We start from the raw sequence: 21,236 nt of genomic DNA on the forward strand, positions 1-21,236 counted from the left end.
CGAGCGTCATCCCCAGGACCGTCCAGAAGCGGTCGTTGAAGGTGCCGAAGCCGAGCAGCTCCATGCCCATGAGCAGCACGAACATGTGGATCGAGAAGATGCCGTAGGAGATCTCGCCCAGTGCGCTGGGCACCGGACCGGCCAGCCAGCGGCGTACGGTGCCTTCGAGCTCGGGTCCGAAGACCAGCGGGAAGATCACGCAGACCGCCACCGCGCCGTAGAGCACACACTTGAGCGCCGACTCGGCCGGCGTGGGGGCGTCCACGAGCCCGGTCGGGCCGGTGATCGGCGTGCAGGCGGCCACGAAGAGCCCCAGGGCGAGCAGCCACCAGCCGGCGAGGTCGCGGGCCGCGCGGTCCAACCGCGCCCGCATGCCCGGGTCGACCGAGCACGCCGCGAGCGCGGTGCCGGCCAGGAACCACGGCAGGTAGGCCGGCAGCCACTCGGCCGCGAACGGCTGGTCGAACCAGCTCCGGGCGCCGGCCGCGAACACCACGCCGCCGACCGCGAGCAGGAGCGAGACGACCAGCACGCGGCGTACGTCCAGGCGGTCGCGCGGCGTCAGCAGCCGCACCACCAGCGGCAGCGCCAGGTAGAAGGCGACCTCGGTGCACAGGCTCCACATGTGCGCCAGGCCGTAGGCGTGGGAGTCCTGGGTGTAGATCTGGGTGAGGGTCAGGTTGGCGATCCAGCCGCCGACGCCGACGTCGGAGTTGGCCGGTGCGGCGAGCAGGCAGACGATCACCACCAGCCAGTAGAGCGGCAGGATCCGGAGCGCTCGCTTCCACAGGTAGCGGCCCGTGCTCGGCGGGGGAGTTCCGGCGGCGCTGGCCGCGAACCACGGCCTGGCCAGCAGGAACCCGGAGACCACGAAGAAGAGCGCCACGCCGAGGTCGAAGTGGGCGAGCATCGCCCCGGTCCAGCCCCGCGGATAGCGGCCGGTGTGGAACCCGACGTGGGTGAGCACGACCATCAGCGCGCCGACCGCGCGGAGCGCGTCGAGGGTGAGGAACCGGCGGTCCATCAGTCATCCTCCTCGGAGCCCGAGATCGGGTCGCCGAACGGAACCACCTCGCCGACCTCGATGCCACCCAGGCACGGCTTCGATCCCGGCGTCAGGCTCTGGAAGCCGATGCTGTCGAAGCGTCCCTCGCCGGTACGCAGGTAGAGGCTGCGGAAGCCGGGCTCGACCTCGACGTCGTAGGAGTGGTCGCCGGCGGTCACCCGCATCCGGCCCGCGTCCTTGTCGGCAGCCACGTAGGCGACCCGGACCCACCACCCGGCGCCGTCGACGCCACCGTCGAGGCCCACCTGGAGCGGCGTCTGCCGCACCCGGAGCGGGCACTGGTCCAGGCTGGGCGTCGGGTCGACGGCGCCGACCGAGCGTCGCTCGGGCTCGACCAGCGCCGGCCGGATGTGGCCGTCCTTGTCGACCAGGTAGAGATTGTCGGTGCTGGCCCGGGGGAACGCCATCTTGTCCGAGAGCGGTCGGAGCACCCGGCTCACCTGGTTGTAGGGGTACGACGCGCCCCAGACCATCCATTCGGGCACCGGCCCGTCGGCCATCGGCAGCGGCTCGTCGACCTCGGCCAGGTCGGCGCGGACGGTGTCGATGTAGCGCCGGGTGTTGTCGTCGTCGTGCCAGCCCTGGGCGTAGGAGTAGGACGAGAAGAGCCCCAGTGCCGCGACGACCGCGGTGGCCACTGCCACCCGCCGGGGCACGTCCAGGAACGGCGACGTACGCGTCGGGGTGAGTGTCTCCACGGCCCCGCGCAGCGGCAGCGTGGCCAGCGCGAGCGCCATCGCGGTGACCGCGATCGTGTCGGTGAGGTAGCGGTAGGCGAGCGCGATGTCGGCCCCGACCCCGCCGGCCCGGATGGCGGTGATCAGCGCGATGTCGATGACGAGGATGCCGCCCACGAGCCACCAGGCCCGCAGCGCCATCGAGCGGGTGCGGGCGAGCTCGTAGGTCAGCAGTGCCAGCACACCGACGGCGAGCACCGAGACCACCGCCCCGGGCTCGGCCCAACCCGCCGAGTTGCCCTCCAGCCACGTCCAGCGCAGCGGCCCGCCGACCACGCCCGGCGCCCACGACTCGAACAGGAACCGCTGCGCGACCAGCGCGAACCCGTCGGCGTCCGAGCTGCCCGAGGCCTTCGACGACCCGGCGCCGAGGGCGAGATAGGCGATGACGGAGCCGATCGAGACGACCCCGTAGAGCAGCACGCCGGGCAGGTAGCGGGTCAGGATCGTGCGCAGCCGGGTCAGGATGTCACCGGTGGCGAACCAGCCCAGCGCCAGCACCGCGTACGGCCAGAACAGCAGCATCGCCTTCTCGCCGAACGCGATCGCGGCCAGCGTGATGAGGATGGTCAGCAGGGCCCAGCGGAACCGCCGGGTACGCAGGTAGTTGAGGTGTGCCCACGACCCCCAGAAGATCGCGGCGAGGAACGGCAGCTGGGTGATGCCAGGACCCCAGGACAGGAACGCCGGCAGGCTGATCGAGGAGAACAGGAACAGGGCCAGCGGCGGCAGGATTCCGCGTCGCGGACCGAACGCCGAGCAGAGGAACACCAGCGCGCCGAGGCTGGCGACCGCCTGCAGCACCAGCAGCTCGACGGCCGGATAGACCCAGGCGTACGGATCGAGGCTGAAGTTCCAGGCCGTCAGCGCGAACGCGCCCGGCATCAGGTGACCGGCGAAGCCGCGGAAGAGAAGGTCGGCCGAGAGCCCGTCCGACATCAGCTTCGACATGAAGTTGGCGTCGTCGAAGCGGTACCACGAGCCGCTCAGTGCCCAGGCGCGGAAGGCGAGCTGGGCCACGATCAGGACGAGCGCGGCCGTGACGACCTGTCGGGGAGTCGCCAGCACGCCGTCGGCAGCGGGCGCGTCAGCAGGCCCGCCGGTGTGCCCGGCAGCGGTGGTCGTGGGGTTGGGGGAGGACACGAACAGGAAGTGTCGCACAGCAGTTTGTGACCCGTTGCACACCTATCCGGGTATTGCTGCTACGGTTCGCGGATCGAGGGGGGACCTGAGGCCTTGGGAGGGGCAGAAACATGCGAAAAGTGATTGGGTACGTCTTCTTGCTGGTCGGCGCGTTCGCGCTGGTCGCCGCCGCGGTAGCCGGCTTCTGGGGCAGGGACGCCGCGGCGACCGTGCCGCTCAACGTGAACACGACGACCGTTCTGGACGGCACCGCCAGCGGCGCGCTGGCCAAGTCGGATTCCCCAGTTGAGGTGAAGTACACCCGGACCACCGAGGCGGCCCCGAAGGAGTCGACCGACGACGTCGTCGTGTTCGTCGAGGCCGGCTGCATCATGGTCCAGGAGGGTGACACGCCTCCGTGCGCCCGCGCCGAGGACGACGACCGCGTCGTCATCACGACCGAGCGCGCCTACGCCATGGACCGCAAGACCTCCGAGGTCGTCGAGGACCAGGCCAAGTACGTCGGTGAGGACCGTGCCGTCGACGGCATGACCGGCCTGGCCGGCAAGTTCCCGTTCGACACCCAGCGTCACGACTACAACTACTGGGACGACACGCTCGGCACGACCGTCATCGCCACCTACGTCGACGATGTCGAGATCAAGGGTGTGAAGACCTACCAGTTCGAGGTCTCCGCCTCCTCCGACGACGAGATCCTGTCCAAGGGCGAGGACGGCGAGCCGGACACCGACGACGACGTCCGCGGCTCCTACGAGGCCACCCAGACGATCTACGTCGAGCCGACCACCGGCTCCTACATCGACCAGAGCGCGACCCAGAAGATGGTCACCAGCAGCGGCATGGTGCTGATCGACGCCGACCTGAGCTACTCCGAGGAGACGGTGTCCAACAACGCCGAGGACGCCAAGGACAACATCGCCCAGCTCAACCTGATCGGCACCTGGATCCCCGTCGGCGGCGTCGTCGTCGGCCTGATCCTCCTGCTGATCGGCCTGTGGCTGACGCTGCGCGGTCGTAAGCCCAACGGCGGCTCCCACGCCGCCACGGACGACCGCACGCTGGTGGATGCCTGAGGCCCACCGCACACCGGAACCGACGTTCGCGGGCTCGAAGGCCGACGGCCTTCGAGCCCGCGAACGGTTTTCCCGTCGGGCGCGCTCGCCTCTGCCTAGCTGCTCGCCAGATCAGCACCGAAGATCGCGGTGCCCGGGGTCAGCAGTCCCCGGGTCCGCGACCAGCCGCCCCAGATCCGCTCGTGGTCCTCGGGCCACTCCGGCTCGACCAGGTCGGTGATCCGGAACCCGGCACCGGCCAGGAGCGAGACCCAGTCACCGAGGGTGCGGTGGTGCTCGACGTACGACACCTCGCCGGTCTCGTCGTCGACCTCGACGTAGGGGGTGCGGTCCCAGTAGGACTGGGCGGCGATGAGGCCCTCGGGGCCGGGGTCGTCGGGGAACATCCACCGCGTCGGATGGGTGATCGAGAAGGCGAAGCGGCCGCCGGGCCGCAGCACACGGGTGGTCTCGGCGATCGCGTGGGCGATGTCGCTGACGAACTGCAGCGCTCCGAAGGAGCAGAAGACGATGTCGAAGGAGTCGTCGGCGAAGGGCAGGTCGGTCGCGGTGGCCTGCACCGCCGGCACGACGACGCCGGTCTGCTCGTCGAGGCGCCGCGAGTGCTGGAGCTGGCGGCCCGACAGGTCCAGTCCGATCGCGCGCCCGCCCTGGGTGTTCACCCATCGGGAGCACTGACAGGCGCCGGAGCCGAGCTCGAGCACGTCCTTGCCGCCGACGTCGCCGAGGATGCCGAGATCGGCCTCGGTCAGTCCCTCGGGTCCCCAGACGAACCCGGCCTCGCCGAGGAACGGTCCGTGGGTCGCCTGGTACTCGTCGGCGTAGCGGTCCCAGTCGGGGCCGTTGGCGCGGCGTGACTCGGCCTCACCGACCGTACGCCGCTCGGCTCTGACGATCGGGCCGGTCGTCTCGATGGTTTCGATCGCGCCGAAGGGATCGATGGGCGCCTCCGGTCGGACGACCGGGCTGATGGCTTGGTCCACCTCTACAGCGTAGGCCCCGCGGGGTGACGCCGACAGTTGGACGGGGCCTGTGACTGGAGCGTAGGCTTGGAAACTGCGTCTGAAGTCTGCCCGGGTCCCGGACCGAGTGGACCTTGGCCTGCTACCTCGACAGCCGGTTCACACCGGGCGACGAAGCCTGTTTGTGCTGGTGCCGGCGAGGGGCTGCCGATCCGAGACTCCAGATGTGTGTGACCCGACGATATCTGTCCACCCAAGGAAACCACCTCCCTTATGACGAGCACGCTCAACATTCCTCTTCCTGACTACGACGCGCCTCAGGTCGCGATCAACGACATCGGGTCGGAAGAGGACTTCCTCGCCGCGATCGACGAGACCATCAAGTACTTCAACGACGGCGACATCGTGGACGGTGTCATCGTCAAGGTCGACCGGGACGAGGTCCTGCTCGACATCGGTTACAAGACCGAAGGTGTCATCCCGTCGCGCGAGCTCTCGATCAAGCACGACGTCGACCCGTCCGAGGTTGTCGAGGTCGGCGACAAGGTCGAGGCCCTGGTGCTCCAGAAGGAGGACAAGGAAGGCCGCCTGATCCTCTCCAAGAAGCGTGCGCAGTACGAGCGCGCCTGGGGCACGATCGAGCAGGTCAAGGAGGAGGACGGCGTCGTCGAGGGCGCGGTCATCGAGGTCGTCAAGGGTGGTCTCATCCTGGACATCGGCCTGCGTGGCTTCCTCCCGGCCTCCCTCGTCGAGATGCGTCGCGTCCGCGACCTGCAGCCGTACGTCGGCCAGACCCTCGAGGCCAAGATCATCGAGCTCGACAAGAACCGCAACAACGTGGTCCTGTCGCGCCGTGCCTGGCTCGAGCAGACCCAGTCCGAGGTTCGCCACGGCTTCCTGACCCAGCTCCAGAAGGGTCAGATCCGCAAGGGTGTCGTCTCCTCGATCGTCAACTTCGGTGCGTTCGTGGACCTGGGCGGCGTCGACGGTCTCGTCCACGTCTCCGAGCTGTCCTGGAAGCACATCGACCACCCGTCCGAGGTCGTCACCGTCGGTGACGAGGTCACCGTCGAGGTTCTCGACGTGGACATGGACCGCGAGCGTGTCTCCCTGTCGCTGAAGGCGACCCAGGAGGACCCGTGGCAGCACTTCGCCCGCACCCACCAGATCGGCCAGATCGTCCCGGGTAAGGTCACCAAGCTGGTGCCGTTCGGTTCGTTCGTCCGCGTCGAGGAGGGCATCGAGGGCCTCGTGCACATCTCCGAGCTGGCCGAGCGCCACGTGGAGATCCCGGAGCAGGTCGTCCAGGTCAACGACGACGTCATGGTCAAGATCATCGACATCGACCTCGAGCGTCGCCGGATCTCGCTCTCGCTCAAGCAGGCCAACGAGACGGTCACCTCGACCGACGTCGAGGAGTTCGACCCGACCCTCTACGGCATGCCGGCGACCTACGACGACCAGGGCAACTACATCTACCCCGAGGGCTTCGACCCGGAGACGGGCGAGTGGCTCGAGGGCTACGACGAGCAGCGCGCGAAGTGGGAGGAGCAGTACGCTCAGGCCCACGCTCGCTGGGAGGCCCACATCAAGCAGCAGCAGGAGGCCGCCGAGAAGGCTGCCGAGGCCGGCGAGGCCACCTCCTACTCCTCGGGTGGCTCGGTCGACGAGACCGTCTCCGAGGACGAGGGCGGCTCGCTCGCCTCCGACGAGGCGCTCCAGGCGCTTCGCGAGAAGCTGACCGGCGGTCAGTGAACTCCTGAGCTTACGCTCTGAAAAGCATGAATGCCCGGCCCCTCGTAGGGGCCGGGCATTCGGCTTTCTAGGGCCACCTGGTCGCCGGCAGGCTGCTGCGGGGTTCGAAGGCCGGGTCGATGGCGTGGGACCGAGGCGCGGCCTTGGGGCGGTCGCCGTGCACGACGGCGAAGGTGGCGTAGGTGGCGAGGGCGAACAGTGCGATGAGGATCAGTGCGGTGGTCATGGCAGTAATTCTTCGCTACCAGGTATTCCTGCCACATTGGCAGAAATGCCTAAGTTGCGCGATTTCCTGCCAACTGGCACCCTTCTGAGGTGCTTAGGAACGTCGCTGCGGTGATCTGGGACGGTGTCGCCCCCTTCGAGTTCGGTGCGGTCTGCGAGGCTTTCGCCATCGACCGCCGCGACGACGGGGTGCCCTACCTCGACTTCGCCGTGTGCGCGCCGACGGCCGGGATGGTGCGCACCAACCTCGGGTTCAAGGTCGAGGCACCCAACGGCCTGGAGCGCCTCGAGGAGGCCGACCTGATCGCCATCCCCGCGTTCGGCGGTCCCAGCGGCACCCTTCCCGTGGACGTGAAGGACGCGCTGCTGCGCGCGCACGCCCGTGGGGCCCGATTCCTCACCGCCTGCTCCGGCGCCTTCGCGCTGGGGGAGGCGGGCCTGCTCGACGGGATCGAGTGCACCACCCACTGGAAGTACGCCACCGAGCTGCAGCGGCGGTTCCCGGAGTCGAGGGTCGTCCCCGAGGTGCTCTATGTCGACACCGGCCAGATCGTCACCAGCGCCGGCACCGCCTCCGTGCTCGACGCCGCGCTGCACATCTGGCGCCAGGAGTACGGCGCCGCGGTCGCCTCCGCCGTCGCCCGCCGGATGGTCGTCCCGCCGCAGCGTGACGGGGGACAGGCGCAGTTCATCTCCCACCCGGTCCCCGAGCCCGACGCGGAGACGCTGGGGCCTCTGCTGGCCTGGATCTCGTCCCATCTCCACGAGGAGCTCGACGTCGACTCGCTGGCCCGGCAGGTCCTGATGTCGCCGCGTACGTTCGCCCGGCGGTTCCGCGCCGAGACCGGGGCCACGCCCTATGCCTGGATCACCGCACAACGGGTCCGCCGGGCCGAGGAGCTGCTGGAGCGCACCGAGCGGTCGGTGGAGTGGATCGCGGGCGAGGTCGGCTTCGGCAACGCCGCGGCCCTGCGCCACCACTTCACCCGGGTGCGGGGCCTCTCGCCCCAGGCCTACCGGCGCCGGTTCGCGTGTGCCCCCGCCGCGTCCTTGGAGGACACGGCCTAGGGTTGCGCCCATGCGCGTAGGACTCACCGGTGGGATCGCCTCGGGGAAGAGCACGGTGTCGGAGCTGCTGGCCGGGTTCGGGGCGGTGATCGTCGACTCGGACAAGATCGCCCGCGAGGTCGTCGAGCCGGGCACGCCCGGGCTCGCGGCCGTCGTCGAGGAGTTCGGGCCGTCGGTGCTGACCGAGGCCGGGGAGCTTGACCGGGCCAAGGTGGGCGAGATCGTCTTCGCCGACGAGAGCGCCCGCGAGCGGCTCAACGCGATCGTGCACCCGCTGGTCGGGGCGCGCTCCGCGGAGCTCGAGGAGACCGCGCGGGCGGCGGGACGGCTGGTCGTCAACGACATCCCGTTGCTGGTCGAGGTGGGCTACGCGCCGTTCTTCGACGAGGTGATCGTCGTCGACGTGCCGGTCGAGACCCAGGTCGAGCGCGCGGTCGCGCGCGGGATGACCGAGGCCGACGCCCGCGCCCGCATCTCCGCCCAGGCTAGTCGTGAGGATCGGCTCGCGGTGGCGACGTACGTCATCGACAACACCGGCACTCTCGAGGATCTGCGCAAGCGGGTGGAGGAGATCTACGACGCACTCGCGGCAACGCGGTGATGGGCGGGTGTTGCTGACATACTCGGCCGCGTGACTGGGGGCAAGCACACCGAATCAGAGGACCGTCCGCGCCGTTCGAGCCGCTGGATGAGGCCGGTGATCGCCGGTGTCGTGCTGACGCTGGCAGTCGGCGCGGGCGCCGCAGCAGTGACCGTCGGGATGCCGACGCGGGCCGAGGAGGAGCCGAACAGGCCGGCGGCTGCGACCACGAAGACCGACCCGAAGAAGGACACCACGCCCCTGGGCTGGGGTCCGACGAGCGGAGAGCTGGCGACCGCCCGTGAGCTGGTCGCGGGCTGGGACGAGAAGCAGCTCGCCGGACAGGTGATCGTCGGCCGCTACCACGGCACCGACCCGGCCAAGGCCGCGAAGATGGTGCGCAAGCTCCACCTCGCCGGTGTCAGCGTGACCGGCGAGAACGTCGTCGACGAGGCGCAGGTGCGCGAGACGACCGCCGCGGTGTCCCGTGCGGTGGCGGCCGACGGGCGCTCGTTCCCCGCGGTGATCGGCGTCGACCAGGAGGGTGGCGTCGTCTCCCACCTGCGCGGCGTGGCCACCGAGTTCCCGGAGTTCGCGCGCACCGGAGACGCCATCGAGGCGAAGCCGCGCAAGGGCATCGCGGCGACGACCGAGGCGGCGCGTACGACGGCGCTCGAGCTGCGCGACCTCGGCTTCACCTGGGTCTTCGCGCCGGTCGCCGACGTGACCGTCGGCGCGGCCGACCCGACGATCGGGTCGCGCTCGCCGAGCGAGAAGCCCCGGGTGGCGGCCACGGCGGTCTCCGCCGCGGTGCAGGGCTACAACGAGGCCGGTCTGGTCTCCACGACCAAGCACTTCCCGGGCCACGGCGCCGTCACCGGCGACACCCACCTCGGGCTCCAGGAGCTCGACTTCGGGATGAAGAAGCTGAAGCGCCGCGACCTGGTGCCGTTCGACGCCGCGGTCGACGCCGGGGCCCCGGCCGTGATGATCAGCCACGTCGACGTCAAGGCGGTGGCCCCCGGGAAGCCGGCCAGCATGGCGGCCCCGATCTACGACCTGCTCCGCGACGACCTCGGCTTCACCGGTATCGCGGTCACCGACTCGCTCGGGATGGGGGCGGTCACGACCACCACCAAGAAGCCCTCGGTCACCGCCCTGAAGGCCGGCGCCGACCTCCTGCTGATGCCCGCCGACTCCAAGGCCGCCCACCGCAGCGTCGTCAAGGCCATGCGTTCGGGCCGCCTCGACCGCGCTCGCGTCGAGGACGCGGCCGCGAAGGTCGTCGCCATGCAGCTGTGGCAGCAGCGCACCGCCGCAGCGGTGCCGGTGCCCGGTGACGTACGCGAGCAGGCGGAGAAGGCCTCTGCGGCCCTCTCCGAGGTGGCCTCAGAAGGCTGACGCCCTCGCCCGCCGGTTCGTGGCACCATCGGTGGCATGAGCGAGCGCCGGCGAGCGACCACCGACGTGGTGCTCCACGTCGACCTGGACCAGTTCATCGCTGCGGTGGAGGTGCTCCGGCGGCCTGAGCTCGCCGGGAAGCCGGTGATCGTGGGCGGTCGTGGGGACCCCACCGAGCGCGCCGTGGTCTCGACGGCCTCCTACGAGGCGCGGGCGCACGGGGTCGGCTCCGGGATGCCGCTGCGGCTGGCGGTGCGGAAGTGTCCCGACGCGGTGCTGCTGCCGGTCGACCAGGCCGCCTACGACAAGGCCTCCGCGGGCGTCATGGACACCCTGCGGTCGCTGGAGTGGGGCGGCGTACCCGTCCTGGTCGAGGTCCTCGGCTGGGACGAGGCCTTCCTCGGGCCCGGCCCCGGCCACGGAGATCTCGGTGACCCGGTGGCCTTCGCCCAGGACGTACGCGACCTCGTGCTCGAACGCACCCGGCTGCACAGCGGGGTCGGCGTCGGCGACAACAAGCTGCAGGCGAAGCTCGCGACGGGGTTCGCCAAGCAGCGCGTCGACGGTGCGGTCGCGCGCGAGGCCGGAGCGGGCGGCCACGAGCCCGGTCCGGACGGGCAGCTGCGGGGGACCGGCGTCTACCGGATCACCCACGAGACCTGGGACGCCGAGATGGGCCACCGCCCCACCGACGCGCTGTGGGGGATCGGGGCGAAGACCGCGAAGCGGCTCGCCGGGCTCGGGATCGAGACGGTCGCCGACCTGGGCGCCGCCTCGGCCGAGGGACTGGCCGCCGCGATCGGCCCCACCACCGGTCCCTGGCTGCGCCGCCTCGGCCGTGGCGCCGACACCAGCCCGGTGGACCCCTCGCCGTGGGTCGCCCGCGGCCACGGCCACGAGGAGACCTTCCAGCAGGACCTCGTCGAGTGGCCCGACATCGTCGCCGCCACCCGCCGTCTCTGCGCCGAATGCCTGGCGGACGTGGTCAAGGAGGACCGCCCGGTGACCAGGGTCGAGATCAAGGTGCGGTTCAAGCCGTTCTTCACCGTCACCCGCGGCCACAAGCTCCCCGAGCCCACCCTCGACGGTGATCGCCTCGCCGACGAGGCGGTGGCGCTGTTGGACCGCGTCGAGAAGGACCGCCCGATCCGGCTGATCGGCGTACGCCTCGAGATGGCCCCGCCGCCCGAAGGCTACTGACCGCCGAAACCGTCGTCGTGGCGGGCCGAGTCGGTAGTTGTGGGGGACGAGACTGCACTTTCGTCGCCCACAACTGCATGCTCGCCCGCCACAAGTACAGATTCGGCGCCCCTCGTACGAGGAGCGCCGAATCTTGGGTTTTCTACAGGTCAGGCCGCCAGATCGGGATCTGCGAAGCGGCGGAGCTTCTGCAGAGCCTCGCGCTCGAGCTGGCGTACGCGCTCGGCGGAGATGCCGTGCTTGACGCCGATGTCGGCGAGCTTGTGCTGACGGCCGTCGGTGAGGCCGTAGCGGGAGCGGACGATGTCGGCGGAACGCTCGTCGAGCTGGCCGACCAGCGAGTTGAGCCGCTCGCGCGACTCCACGTCGATGACGTCCATGTCCGGCGACGGCGCCGACTCCTGGGCCATCAGGTCACCCAGGGAGGTGTCGCCGTCCTCGTCGATCGGGGTGTCGAGCGAGACGTGGTCACGACCCCAGGAGAGCAGGTCGAGGACGCGGTCGATGTCCATACCGAGCTCGGCGGCGATCTCCTCCGGCTCCGGGTCACGGCCGAGCTGACGCTCCAGGGTGCGGCGGGCGCCGCCGACCTGGTTGAGCTCCTCGACGACGTGGACCGGGAGCCGGACCACGCGCGCCTGCTGGGCGATGCCACGGGTGATCGCCTGACGCACCCACCACGTCGCGTACGTCGAGAACTTGTAGCCCTTGGTGTAGTCGAACTTCTCAACGGCCCGGATCAGGCCGGTATTACCTTCCTGGATCAGGTCCAGCATCGGCATCTGGGCGCGGCCGTACTTCCGCGCGATGGACACCACCAGACGCAGGTTGGCGTTGATGAACTCGCGGGTGGCGCGGTGACCCTCTTCGGCCAGCCACTCCAGCTCCGCTCGGGTGGCTCCACCGGGTGCCTTCTTCCGGCCGACGCGGCCCTCGGCCAAGAGGTGCTCGGCCATCAGGCCGGCCTCGATCGCCTTGGACAGCTCAACCTCTTTGGCGGCATCCAGGAGCTCGTTGCGGGCGATCTCGTCGAGATACAGCCCGACGCTGTCACGCCCCTCGATCTCTCGGGTGGCGGTTGCGGTGCGTGTCGCCATGGGAACCTCCTCACGGTGAGGTTTGTGGCCTCACGGTGGTTTCAACGCTTCGCCCCTCCCAGGTGTTCCCTGGTAGAGCGCCTTGTCATCGAATCCGTCTTCGATCTCTTGTCCGGTTCGACGTACGCGGCAGGCGATAAGTTGCATCGCGAGGTGAATCTCAGGGGTTTCTCATGGAGTACCCCGAGAAGCCCGCAGATATGCCCTACGCAGAGGTCACCTGGTCGATCATCCAGGCGAGGCTGAACGCCCGGTCCTCCCACGCCTTGTAGCGCCCCGAGACCCCGCCGTGTCCGGCGGCCATCTCCGTCTTCAGCAGTACGTCGCCAGGATTCTCTGCCGTCGCGCGCAGCTTGGCGACCCATTTCGCGGGCTCGACGTAGAGCACCCGGGTGTCGTTGATGCTGGTCTCGGCCAGGATCGGCGGGTAGTGCTGGGCGGTGACGTTCGTGTAGGGGTCGTAGGAGGACATGTAGTCGTAGGTCTCCTTGTCGGCCTCCGGGTTGCCCCACTCGTCGTACTCGGTGACGGTCAGCGGCAGCGTCGCGTCGAGCATCGTCGTCAGCGCGTCCACGAACGGCACAGCGGCGACGATCGCGCCCACGGCGTCTGGTGCCTGGTTGGCGACCGCACCCATCAGCAGCCCGCCGGCGCTGCCGCCCTCGGCGATGATCTTGCTGGGCGTCGACCATCCCGACTCGGCCAGGTGGCGCGCACAGGCGATGTAGTCGGAGAAGGTGTTCTGCTTCTTCAGCATCTTCCCGTCGTCGTACCACGCCCGGCCCATCTCGCCGCCGCCGCGGATGTGGGCGATGGCGAAGCCGATCCCACGGTCCAGCAGGCTCAGCCGGGCGATCGAGAAGTAGGGGTCCATGCTGGCCTCGTAGGAGCCGTAGGCGTAGAGCAGCACCGGGATCGGCCCCTGCTCGTGCAGCCCCTTCTTCGCCACGATCGAGATCGGCACCCGTACGCCGTCCTCGGCCGTCGCCCACAGCCGGTGCTCCTCGTAGTCGTCCCGGTCGTAGCCACCGAGCACCGGGGCCTGCTTGCGCAGGGTCAGCTCGCGGCTGCGTACGTCGTAGTCGTAGACGGAGGCCGGGGTGCGCATCGTGGTGTAGCCGAGCCGCACGACCGGCGTCTCGAAGGTCGGGTTGGAGCCGGAGCCGATGGTGTAGAGCTCGTCGTCGAATTTCACCAGGTAGTCGTCGGCCACGCCATCCTCGCCGAGCTCCAGGATGCGCAGCTGGGTCAGGCCCTCGCTGCGCTGGTGCACGACCAGGTGGCCGGCGAAGGCGTCGACGTCCTCCAGGCGTACGCCGGGGGTGTGCGCGATCAGCGGCCGCCACTCGGACCGCGGGGTCGGCGCGATCGGCGCGGTGGCGATCTCGAAGTCGGGTCCGGAGGCGTTGTGGGTGACCAGGAAGACGTCCTCGCCGGCGATGGTGGCGTGCTCCACCGAGTATTCGACGCCCTCCTCGCGGGCGGCGAAGACCTGCCAGCCGGCGTCGGGGTCGTCGAGGTCGAGGAAGCGGTACTCGGCGGTGATCTTCGCGGCCGTCCCGATGAACATGAACCGGTCGGACTTGGTGCGTCCCACGCCGACCCAGAACCGGTCATCGGTCTCGTGGAAGACGAGCTCGTCCTCGTCCTGGCCGGTGCCGAGGCGGTGGCGCCAGATCTTGTCGGCGCGCCAGGACTCGTCGGCGGTCGTGTAGTAGAGGTTGGCGGAGTCGCGGTCCCAAGTGGCGCCGCCGTGGACGTTGGTGAGCTCGTCGGTCAGCAGCTCGCCGGTGGTGAGGTCCTTGACGCGTACGGTGTAGCGCTCGTCGCCGGTCACGTCGGTCGCATAGGCGAGCAGGGTGGTCGACGGGCTGACGGAGGAGCCGCCGAGGCTGAAGAAGTCATGACCCTCGGCGAGCGCGTCCAGGTCGAGCAGCACCTCCTCACCGGGCAGCGCGGGCTGGTCGTGGGTGACGTCGGCCGGGGTCGGGGGAGTCCAGTCGTCGGGGTCGGCCACCTTGACGCGGCAGCTCGCGCCGTACTGCTTCCCCTCGAAGCTGCGGCCGTAGTACCAGTAGCCGCGCGAGCGCGTCGGGACGCTCAGGTCGGTCTCGAGGGTGCGCGCCTTGATCTCCTCGAAGATCTGCGAGCGCAGGTCGGCCAGGTGGTCGGTCTGCTCCTTGGTGTAGGCGTTCTCGGCCTCGATGTAGGAGATGACCTCGGGGTTCTCCTTCTCACGGAGCCACTCGTAGTCGTCGGTCCGGGTCAGGCCGTGGAACTGCTTCGACGAGGGCTTCTTGGGAGCGATCGGCCAGGGCATCGAGGAGCGGTCTGCAGACATGAACGAGACCCTATCCTCGCCACCCTCGAACGCCCGACCGCAGCACCGGCGCGGTTGGCGCATCGCATCGCGCTATCGCACACCTGGGTCGCCTGGCGCGATACCGCACCCACCGGCCGCGACGGCGAAATCCGGACCGGGGGAGAGGGCCTCAGGACTCGGTGTAGGGCTGAAGGTCCGGGTCGTCGGCGGCGTAGGACCGCACCGGGCCGGCGGGGGTCTCGGCGGTCTCGAAGCGCACGGTCACCACGTCTCGCCCCGACCCCCAGACCCAGCCGCGGCCCATCTCCGCGTGGACGACGTCCATCCCGGCCGCCCAGGTGGGCCGCCGCACGGGCTCGGGCAGCGGGAGCTCGGGCTCGGTGTCGTCCTCGCCGTCGTCGCCGAAGAGGTCCTCCTGGATCCAGTCGGCGAGACCGGAGACGCCGACCCCGAGAAGGCGTACGCCGCCGGCCGTGTCGCCCGCGGTGAACAGCTCGCCGAGCAGGGTCCTGGCCAGGCGCGCGATGGTGCCGGCCTGGTCGGTGGGCGCCGGCAGCGTCGCGGAGCGGTTGATCGTGGTGAAGTCGTAGAGCCTGACCTTGATCGTGATCGTGCGGCCCGAGAGTCCGTTCTTCTTCAGCCGGGCGGCGACCTCGCCGGCCTGCCGGGTGAGGATCTGCTCCATGAGCGGCCGGTCGGTCAGGTCGGTGTCGTAGGTGCCCTCCACGCTGACCGACTTGGTCTCGCGCTCGGGCTCGACGCGCCGGTCGTCCTGGGCGCGGGCCAGCTTGTAGAGGTTGGTGCCGTGGGACTTGCCCACGAGGCGTACGAGCTCCTCGACGCTGACCTGCTCCAGATCGGCCACGGTGTGGATTCCGGCCCGGCGCAGCCGCTCGGCGGTGGCGGGGCCGACGCCCGGGATCACCTTGACGTTCATCGGCCGGAGCAGGTCGAGCTCGGTGCCGGGCGCCACCACGACCAGGCCGTCGGGCTTGTCCAGGTCGCTGGCGATCTTGGCGATGAACTTCGAGCTGGCGAGGCCGACGCTCGCGCTCAGCCCGCCGGTGACCTCGGCGACCTCGGCGCGGACCCGGGCAGCGGTCTCGGTCACGGTCTCGACCTCGAGGTCGGGCAGGTCGGCCGCGGCGAGATCGACGAAGGCCTCGTCGAGGGAGAGCGGCTCGACCAGCGGGGACAGGTCGCGCAGGATGCCGAATACCTGCTCGCTCACCTTCTTGTAGGCGTGGAAGCGCGGATAGAGGAAGGCGGCGTGCCCGCACAGCGCGCGGGCCTCGCGGGTCGACATCGCCGAGCGGACGCCGAAGGTCCTTGCCTCGTAGGACGCGGTGCTGACCACCCCGCGGCCGCCGATGCCGCCCACGACCACCGGCTTGCCGCGCAGGGAGGGCTTGTCGCGCTGCTCGACGGAGGCGAAGAACGCGTCGAGGTCGAGGTGCATCACCGACGCGTGCGGTCTCATGGTGGCAACCTATCGGGCAGCGGGGACAGTCCGTCCTGGGCCGGTTGTCGTCCACAGGGCCGGTCGGGGACGGAGTTGTCCACAGGCGCCCGTTTTGGCCCGGAAACTGTCGGTGGGTCACGGGGAGTGTGGTCCGCATGACCACGAAACTCTCCATCGCCCGTCCCGAGGACGTCCTGGCCGCCGTGCCCATCCTGTTGGGCTTCCAGCCCGAGAAGTCGATCGTCATGCTGACGTTCGGCGGCGCGCATCAGGTGCACGGCCGGATCGACCTCCCGCCCCCGGGCGAGGTCGAGGGCTGCCTCGACAGCCTCCTCCTGCCCGCCGTCCGTCATCAGGTGCGCGGCGTCCTGCTCGTCCTCTACGACAGCGGTCCGCGCTTCGGGCTGAAGATCGCCCGACGTCTGGCCGAGCGGCTCGCCGAGTGCGACATCGATCTGATCGGCTGCCTGCGGGTGCAGGACGGCCGGTGGTTCGACCCGCTCGGGTTCCACGGTGTCCCCGAGGATGGGGTGCCGTTCGACGTCGGCGCCCACCCGTTCCGCGCCCAGGCGGTCTACGACGGTCACCTGGTGCGCCGCTCCCGCAGCGAGCTGGCCGCCTCGATCGCCGCGGTCCCCGCGGCCGTCGCCGAGACCGAGGCGGCGCTGGAGAAGGCCTCCTCGATGAAGATCTACGAGGTCGGCCGCCTCGTCGACGACGCCGTCGCCGGGTCGGTCCTGTCGGCTGGTCAGGTCGCCTCCCTGCTGCTGGCGCTGGGTGACCCGCAGCGGCGCGACGCCGCCTGGGGTGGGATGACCCGGGAGGAGGCGAGAGCCCACGTCCGCCTGTGGACCGATGTCGTACGCCGCAGCCCCGACGACCACGTCGCCCACCCGGCCGCGGTGCTGGCCTTCGCCGCCTGGCTGGGCGGGGACGGCGCGCTCGCCTGGTGCGCACTCGACCGCTGCTTCGCGAGCGAGCGTCACCACGGCCTCGGGCTGCTGGTCGCGCAGATGCTCGAGGGCGCGGTCCCACCCACCGCCTGGGAGGAGGCGCTGAGCCGGGCGGACCTCCCTGTCTAGTCGTTGCGGTAGCGCAGCCGCTTCCACCGGCGGCTCAGCCCCGATCGCGGGTCGACCCAGGCGTTGCGGGTCACCACGACGTACGTCAGGGGTGCTCCGATCTCCCGGAACGCCTGGCGCGCGGCGGCGAGCCAGCGGAGGTCGACGTCCTCGAGCTCCAGGCCGCCGGCCCGAGTCAGCCACACGATCGGGTCCGGCACGCCGACGCGGCGCCGCATGCTGTGGATGATGTCGGCCCGCAGCCACTGGTCGGTGGGCTCGTCCTCGCGGTGGGCGTGGACGACCTCCTTGCCGCCGGGGATGCCGAGGTGGACGAGCGCCAGGAACGACCGCCGGTGCTCGGTGGCGGTGTGGTCGAGCACGGCCCGCCTCAGCCGCTTCTCCAGCACGGGGGAGAGCGGCTCGTGCAGCCCTTCGACGGACGTCTCGGACAGGGCGGACAGGGTGGACATGGAGGCCATGGGGCAAGCGTGCAACGGATCCCGGAACGGCGCGACCCGCTATCCACAGGCATGAGCAGGTGCTTCACCGCGAGATGAGGCAGGATGTCCCTTATGCCTTCGCTCCACATCACCGGCGACGAGGCCGCCGACAAGCTGCTCTCCGAAGACCCGTTCGCGCTGTTGCTGGGCATGGCCCTGGACCAGCAGTACCGGATGGAGGATGCGTTCAAGGGAGGCCACAAGCTGGTGGCCCGACTCGGGCATCTGGATCCCGCCCGCATCGCCGAGATGGACCCTGAGGAGTTCAAGGCGATCGCCTCGACCCCGCCGGCGATCCACCGGTTCCCCGGTTCGATGTCGGCGAAGGTGCAGGGGATCGCCGCCATCGTCACCAGCGAGTACGGTGGTGACGTCACCCGGCTCTGGACCGAGGCCTCCAGCGGCAAGGATCTGCTCAAGCGGGTCCAGGCGCTCCCGGGGTTCGGGAAGCAGAAGGCGCAGATCTTCGTCTCGCTGCTGGCCAAGCAGCTGGGGGTGCGGCCCGAGGGCTGGGAAGAGGCCGTCGGGGACTACGCGCTCGATGGTTACCGTTCTGTGGCTGACGTCGTCGACGTTGCGTCGTTGCAGAAGGTGCGTGACTACAAACAGCAGAAGAAGGCCGCAGCCAAAGCAGCCGGATGAGTTGGCGGGTGATACGACGCCCCGGATGGGGAATGTTCACCACCACCGTGGCAGAATGAATCTGCGGCTCTTGACGACCCCGGGCCCTGCCGCGCCCAAACTGAGTTTTTGATAAGTCTCGACCAAGTTCGACGGAGAGGTGTTCGTGTCCTCGAACGCGCGCAAGATACCCGCTGAGGTACTCGCCCACCCTGCCGTGAAGGCACTGATCGACCAGGCCAAGCCGACCGGCCGGGTGAGCCCCGACCAGGTCCGCCAGGCCAGCGAGGATGCCGCGGTCGAGCCCAGGCATCTGAAGGCACTGCTCGGTCATCTGAGCACGCTCGGCATCTCGGTGGACCTCGGCACCGCCGTCACCGGCCGTGCCGCGGCGGCGACGACCTCGACCCGCAAGACGACCACCGCGAAGGCGCCGGCCAAGAAGGCCGCCGCCAAGAAGGTCGCTGCCGAGACCGAGAAGCCGGCGGAGAAGCCGGTCAAGGCCGCGGCGAAGAAGGCCGACGAGCCGGAACCCAAGAAGACGACCGAGATCGACGAGGACGGCGAGGAGATCGTCCTCGAGGACGTCGAGGTCGACGTCGACGACGTCGACGAGATCGATGTCGACGACTCGGACGACTCCGACGACGACGAGGCCGCGGTCGTCCAGATCGGTCCCGACGGCAAGAAGATTCTGCCCGACATCCCCGACGAGCAGTTCGAGAAGGACGTCGCCGCCGATCCCACGATCAAGGAGGACGAGAAGGAGGCCGAGAAGCAGAGCTTCGTCGTCTCCACCTCCGACGACACCGACGAGCCCGAGCAGACCGTCATGGTCGCGGGCGCGACCGCCGACCCGGTCAAGGACTACCTCAAGCAGATCGGCAAGGTCCCGCTGCTCAACGCCGAGATGGAGGTCGAGCTCGCCAAGCGGATCGAGGCCGGCCTCTTCGCGGAGGAGAAGCTCGGCAAGGGCGGCAAGATCACCCCGAAGATCCTCGACGAGCTCGAGTGGATCGCCGAGGACGGCAAGCGCGCCAAGAACCACCTCCTGGAGGCCAACCTCCGACTGGTGGTCTCGCTGGCCAAGCGCTACACCGGCCGCGGCATGCTCTTCCTCGACCTGATCCAGGAGGGCAACCTCGGTCTGATCCGTGCGGTCGAGAAGTTCGACTACACCAAGGGCTACAAGTTCTCGACCTACGCGACCTGGTGGATCCGTCAGGCCATCACCCGCGCGATGGCCGACCAGGCCCGCACCATCCGTATCCCGGTGCACATGGTCGAGGTCATCAACAAGCTGGCCCGTGTCCAGCGCCAGATGCTCCAGGACCTGGGCCGTGAGCCCACTCCGGAGGAGCTGGCCAAGGAGCTCGACATGACCCCCGAGAAGGTCATCGAGGTCCAGAAGTACGGTCGCGAGCCGATCTCGCTCCACACCCCGCTGGGCGAGGACGGCGACTCCGAGTTCGGCGACCTGATCGAGGACTCCGAGGCGATCGTCCCGGCCGACGCGGTCTCGTTCACGCTGCTCCAGGAGCAGCTGCACGCGGTGCTCGACACGCTCTCCGAGCGTGAGGCGGGCGTCGTGAGCATGCGCTTCGGCCTGACCGACGGCCAGCCGAAGACTTTAGACGAGATCGGCAAGGTCTACGGGGTCACCCGCGAGCGCATCCGCCAGATCGAGTCCAAGACGATGTCGAAGCTGCGACACCCGTCGCGTTCGCAGGTTTTGCGCGACTATCTCGACTGATCTGGCTAAGATCACCCCGAACGCCTTCCCGGACATCTGGGAGGGCGTTCGCCATTTCCGCCGAGAAGCCGCGCCGAGTAGGTAGTTGTGGGCGACGAAACTGTGGTTTCGTCGCCCACAACCACCTGCTCGGCACGCCAGAACGACCGACTCGGCGGGGGAGGGTCAGGTGAGGAAGAGCCCGACGACCCAGGTGATGGTGGCGAGGGTGGCGGCGGTGGCGTCGATCAGGATGAAGAGACCGATCGCCTTCAGGGCGGTCCAGGTCGAGGCCCAGGCGTCGCCGGCGTCGCCGCCGTGACGGCGCAGCTCGGCGAGGAAGACGCCGAGGGGGAACCCGACGAAGACGCCGACCACCGGGATCACGAAGAAGCCGATGATGGCCAGGATCGCGCCGACGATCTGGGTGGACAGCGGCATCCCGGAATCCTTGAGGCGCTTGCCGGGGATGGCGTACTTGGTGATCAGCCCGATGGCGATGAAGGCGGCGGAGATGCCGAAGATCACCCACCCGGTGGACTCGCCCAGCCAGATGGCCCAGCCGAGGATCGCGGCGGCGACGAGCAGCGCTCCACCGGGGAGGACGGGGACGATGATGCCGGCGATGCCGAAGGCGATGACCAGCGCGACGAGAACTTCGACGAGACTCACGGGGTGACCCTAGCCCTTGCGGCGGGCCGAGATGCGCCGGAGGCCCGGACCGTCGTGGTCCGGGCCTCCGGGGGAGTTGGTGGGTGGGGTCAGTTCTTCTCGGTGAGCTTGTGCGTCTCGTCGGTGATCGAGCTGGCGATCTCCTTGAGCTTCTCACCGTGCTCGCGGGCGTGGTGGGCGCAGAACAGCAGTTCGCCGCCGGAGTGGAGCTCCGCGCGGACGTAGGCCTGCGCTCCGCACCGGTCGCAACGGTCCTCGGACGTGAGCGGCGAGCTGGTGGCAACGGCAGTGGTCACATCGGCCTCATTTCTGATCATGATTGCGCCGGGATAACGTACGTGAGTCGTAGAAGATTCCCTAGATCGCTAGCGTTTCCTCGCGGACTCTTACCTCCGTCGCACCTCTAATCCTTGCAGTTGTCGCTCCGGGTTGGGGATCCGGGTCGGACCTACCCCACGGGACATCGCTGTCCGTGACAGACATTCTTACCTGTCAGTCGACCATTTCGTGCATCGAAACCCGCAAGTTCCGCGTAACGGACCGATCACGACGTAG

Annotated in this window: 18 protein-coding genes and 1 pseudogene; 9 read left to right on the plus strand and 10 right to left on the minus strand. The window is 69.5% G+C overall.

Annotated features, from left to right (window positions below):
- Positions 1–28 precede the first annotated feature (28 nt).
- A pseudogene (locus tag ACWZJV_RS24820) lies at positions 29–1,024 on the minus strand (acyltransferase family protein); the annotation flags it as partial.
- Positions 1,024–2,946, minus strand: a complete 1,923-nt coding sequence (locus ACWZJV_RS24825; RefSeq protein WP_457179221.1) for a hypothetical protein — start codon at positions 2,944–2,946, stop codon at positions 1,024–1,026. The pseudogene ACWZJV_RS24820 and the gene ACWZJV_RS24825, both read right to left, overlap by 1 nt.
- 110 nt (positions 2,947–3,056) lie before the next feature.
- Here ACWZJV_RS24825 and ACWZJV_RS24830 point away from each other — a divergent pair, with 110 nt between their 5' ends.
- On the plus strand, positions 3,057–4,019 hold the full coding sequence (locus ACWZJV_RS24830; protein ID WP_457179222.1) for a porin PorA family protein: 963 nt from the start codon (positions 3,057–3,059) through the stop codon (positions 4,017–4,019).
- Between the two features lie 95 nt (positions 4,020–4,114).
- Here the strand turns inward: ACWZJV_RS24830 and ACWZJV_RS24835 are convergent, their stop codons facing one another.
- Positions 4,115–5,002: a class I SAM-dependent methyltransferase gene (locus ACWZJV_RS24835; RefSeq protein WP_307785638.1), complete on the minus strand. Its 888-nt coding sequence runs from the start codon at positions 5,000–5,002 to the stop codon at positions 4,115–4,117.
- Between the two features lie 252 nt (positions 5,003–5,254).
- On the opposite strand from ACWZJV_RS24835, the gene rpsA reads away from it, so the two are divergent.
- Positions 5,255–6,736, plus strand: coding sequence for a 30S ribosomal protein S1 (gene rpsA / locus ACWZJV_RS24840; RefSeq protein ID WP_008361841.1), 1,482 nt, complete (start codon positions 5,255–5,257; stop codon positions 6,734–6,736).
- A gap of 67 nt (positions 6,737–6,803) precedes the next feature.
- On the opposite strand, the gene ACWZJV_RS24845 is transcribed toward rpsA, so the two are convergent.
- A complete protein-coding gene (locus ACWZJV_RS24845) occupies positions 6,804–6,962 on the minus strand; it encodes a hypothetical protein (RefSeq protein ID WP_008361840.1) in 159 nt (52 codons plus the stop codon).
- An 89-nt stretch (positions 6,963–7,051) separates the two neighbouring features.
- Between ACWZJV_RS24845 and ACWZJV_RS24850 the strand changes: the two genes are divergently transcribed.
- From ACWZJV_RS24850 to ACWZJV_RS24865, 4 genes are read left to right on the plus strand one after another with little or no spacing between them, the layout of a single operon-like run.
- Positions 7,052–8,029 (plus strand): helix-turn-helix domain-containing protein, encoded by a 978-nt coding sequence (locus ACWZJV_RS24850; protein ID WP_336738724.1) that lies wholly within the window; start codon positions 7,052–7,054, stop codon positions 8,027–8,029.
- A gap of 10 nt (positions 8,030–8,039) precedes the next feature.
- Positions 8,040–8,630, plus strand: coding sequence for a dephospho-CoA kinase (gene coaE, locus ACWZJV_RS24855; RefSeq protein ID WP_457179223.1), 591 nt, complete (start codon positions 8,040–8,042; stop codon positions 8,628–8,630).
- 30 nt (positions 8,631–8,660) lie between these two features.
- Positions 8,661–10,010, plus strand: coding sequence for a glycoside hydrolase family 3 N-terminal domain-containing protein (locus ACWZJV_RS24860; RefSeq protein WP_008361837.1), 1,350 nt, complete (start codon positions 8,661–8,663; stop codon positions 10,008–10,010).
- 36 nt (positions 10,011–10,046) lie between these two features.
- Positions 10,047–11,210, plus strand: coding sequence for a DNA polymerase IV (locus tag ACWZJV_RS24865; RefSeq protein WP_457179224.1), 1,164 nt, complete (start codon positions 10,047–10,049; stop codon positions 11,208–11,210).
- A 149-nt stretch (positions 11,211–11,359) separates the two neighbouring features.
- On the opposite strand, the gene ACWZJV_RS24870 is transcribed toward ACWZJV_RS24865, so the two are convergent.
- The 3 genes from ACWZJV_RS24870 to ACWZJV_RS24880 all read right to left on the minus strand — a co-directional run bounded on the left by ACWZJV_RS24870 (position 11,360) and on the right by ACWZJV_RS24880 (position 16,110).
- Positions 11,360–12,307: a sigma-70 family RNA polymerase sigma factor gene (locus tag ACWZJV_RS24870; RefSeq protein WP_008361835.1), complete on the minus strand. Its 948-nt coding sequence runs from the start codon at positions 12,305–12,307 to the stop codon at positions 11,360–11,362.
- 205 nt (positions 12,308–12,512) lie between these two features.
- Positions 12,513–14,648, minus strand: a complete 2,136-nt coding sequence (locus ACWZJV_RS24875; RefSeq protein ID WP_457179225.1) for a S9 family peptidase — start codon at positions 14,646–14,648, stop codon at positions 12,513–12,515.
- Positions 14,649–14,799: 151 nt separating this feature from the next.
- Positions 14,800–16,110, minus strand: a complete 1,311-nt coding sequence (locus tag ACWZJV_RS24880; RefSeq protein ID WP_457179226.1) for a DNA polymerase IV — start codon at positions 16,108–16,110, stop codon at positions 14,800–14,802.
- Between the two features lie 137 nt (positions 16,111–16,247).
- Here ACWZJV_RS24880 and ACWZJV_RS24885 point away from each other — a divergent pair, with 137 nt between their 5' ends.
- Positions 16,248–17,174: a DUF4192 domain-containing protein gene (locus ACWZJV_RS24885; protein WP_457179227.1), complete on the plus strand. Its 927-nt coding sequence runs from the start codon at positions 16,248–16,250 to the stop codon at positions 17,172–17,174.
- On the opposite strand, the gene ACWZJV_RS24890 is transcribed toward ACWZJV_RS24885, so the two are convergent.
- Positions 17,171–17,635 carry a hypothetical protein gene (locus tag ACWZJV_RS24890; RefSeq protein WP_457179228.1) on the minus strand — a complete coding sequence of 155 codons (465 nt, stop codon included), beginning with the start codon at positions 17,633–17,635 and terminating at the stop codon, positions 17,171–17,173. The two genes, ACWZJV_RS24885 and ACWZJV_RS24890, sit on opposite strands and share 4 nt — an antisense overlap.
- A gap of 84 nt (positions 17,636–17,719) precedes the next feature.
- Between ACWZJV_RS24890 and ACWZJV_RS24895 the strand changes: the two genes are divergently transcribed.
- The gene (locus ACWZJV_RS24895) at positions 17,720–18,298 is read left to right on the plus strand and encodes an HhH-GPD-type base excision DNA repair protein (RefSeq protein ID WP_196874642.1); all 579 of its coding nucleotides are present in this window, start codon (positions 17,720–17,722) and stop codon (positions 18,296–18,298) included.
- Positions 18,299–18,437: 139 nt separating this feature from the next.
- The gene (locus tag ACWZJV_RS24900; RefSeq protein ID WP_196874641.1) at positions 18,438–20,030 is read left to right on the plus strand and encodes an RNA polymerase sigma factor; all 1,593 of its coding nucleotides are present in this window, start codon (positions 18,438–18,440) and stop codon (positions 20,028–20,030) included.
- Positions 20,031–20,195: 165 nt separating this feature from the next.
- On the opposite strand, the gene ACWZJV_RS24905 is transcribed toward ACWZJV_RS24900, so the two are convergent.
- Together ACWZJV_RS24905 and ACWZJV_RS24910 are read right to left on the minus strand one after the other, a co-directional pair.
- Positions 20,196–20,681, minus strand: a complete 486-nt coding sequence (locus ACWZJV_RS24905) for a DUF456 domain-containing protein (protein WP_008361826.1) — start codon at positions 20,679–20,681, stop codon at positions 20,196–20,198.
- Between the two features lie 89 nt (positions 20,682–20,770).
- Positions 20,771–20,998 (minus strand): DUF7455 domain-containing protein, encoded by a 228-nt coding sequence (locus tag ACWZJV_RS24910; protein WP_008361825.1) that lies wholly within the window; start codon positions 20,996–20,998, stop codon positions 20,771–20,773.
- Between the last annotated feature and the right edge of the window lie 238 nt (positions 20,999–21,236).

This window comes from Nocardioides sp. WG-D5, from assembly GCF_054031175.1.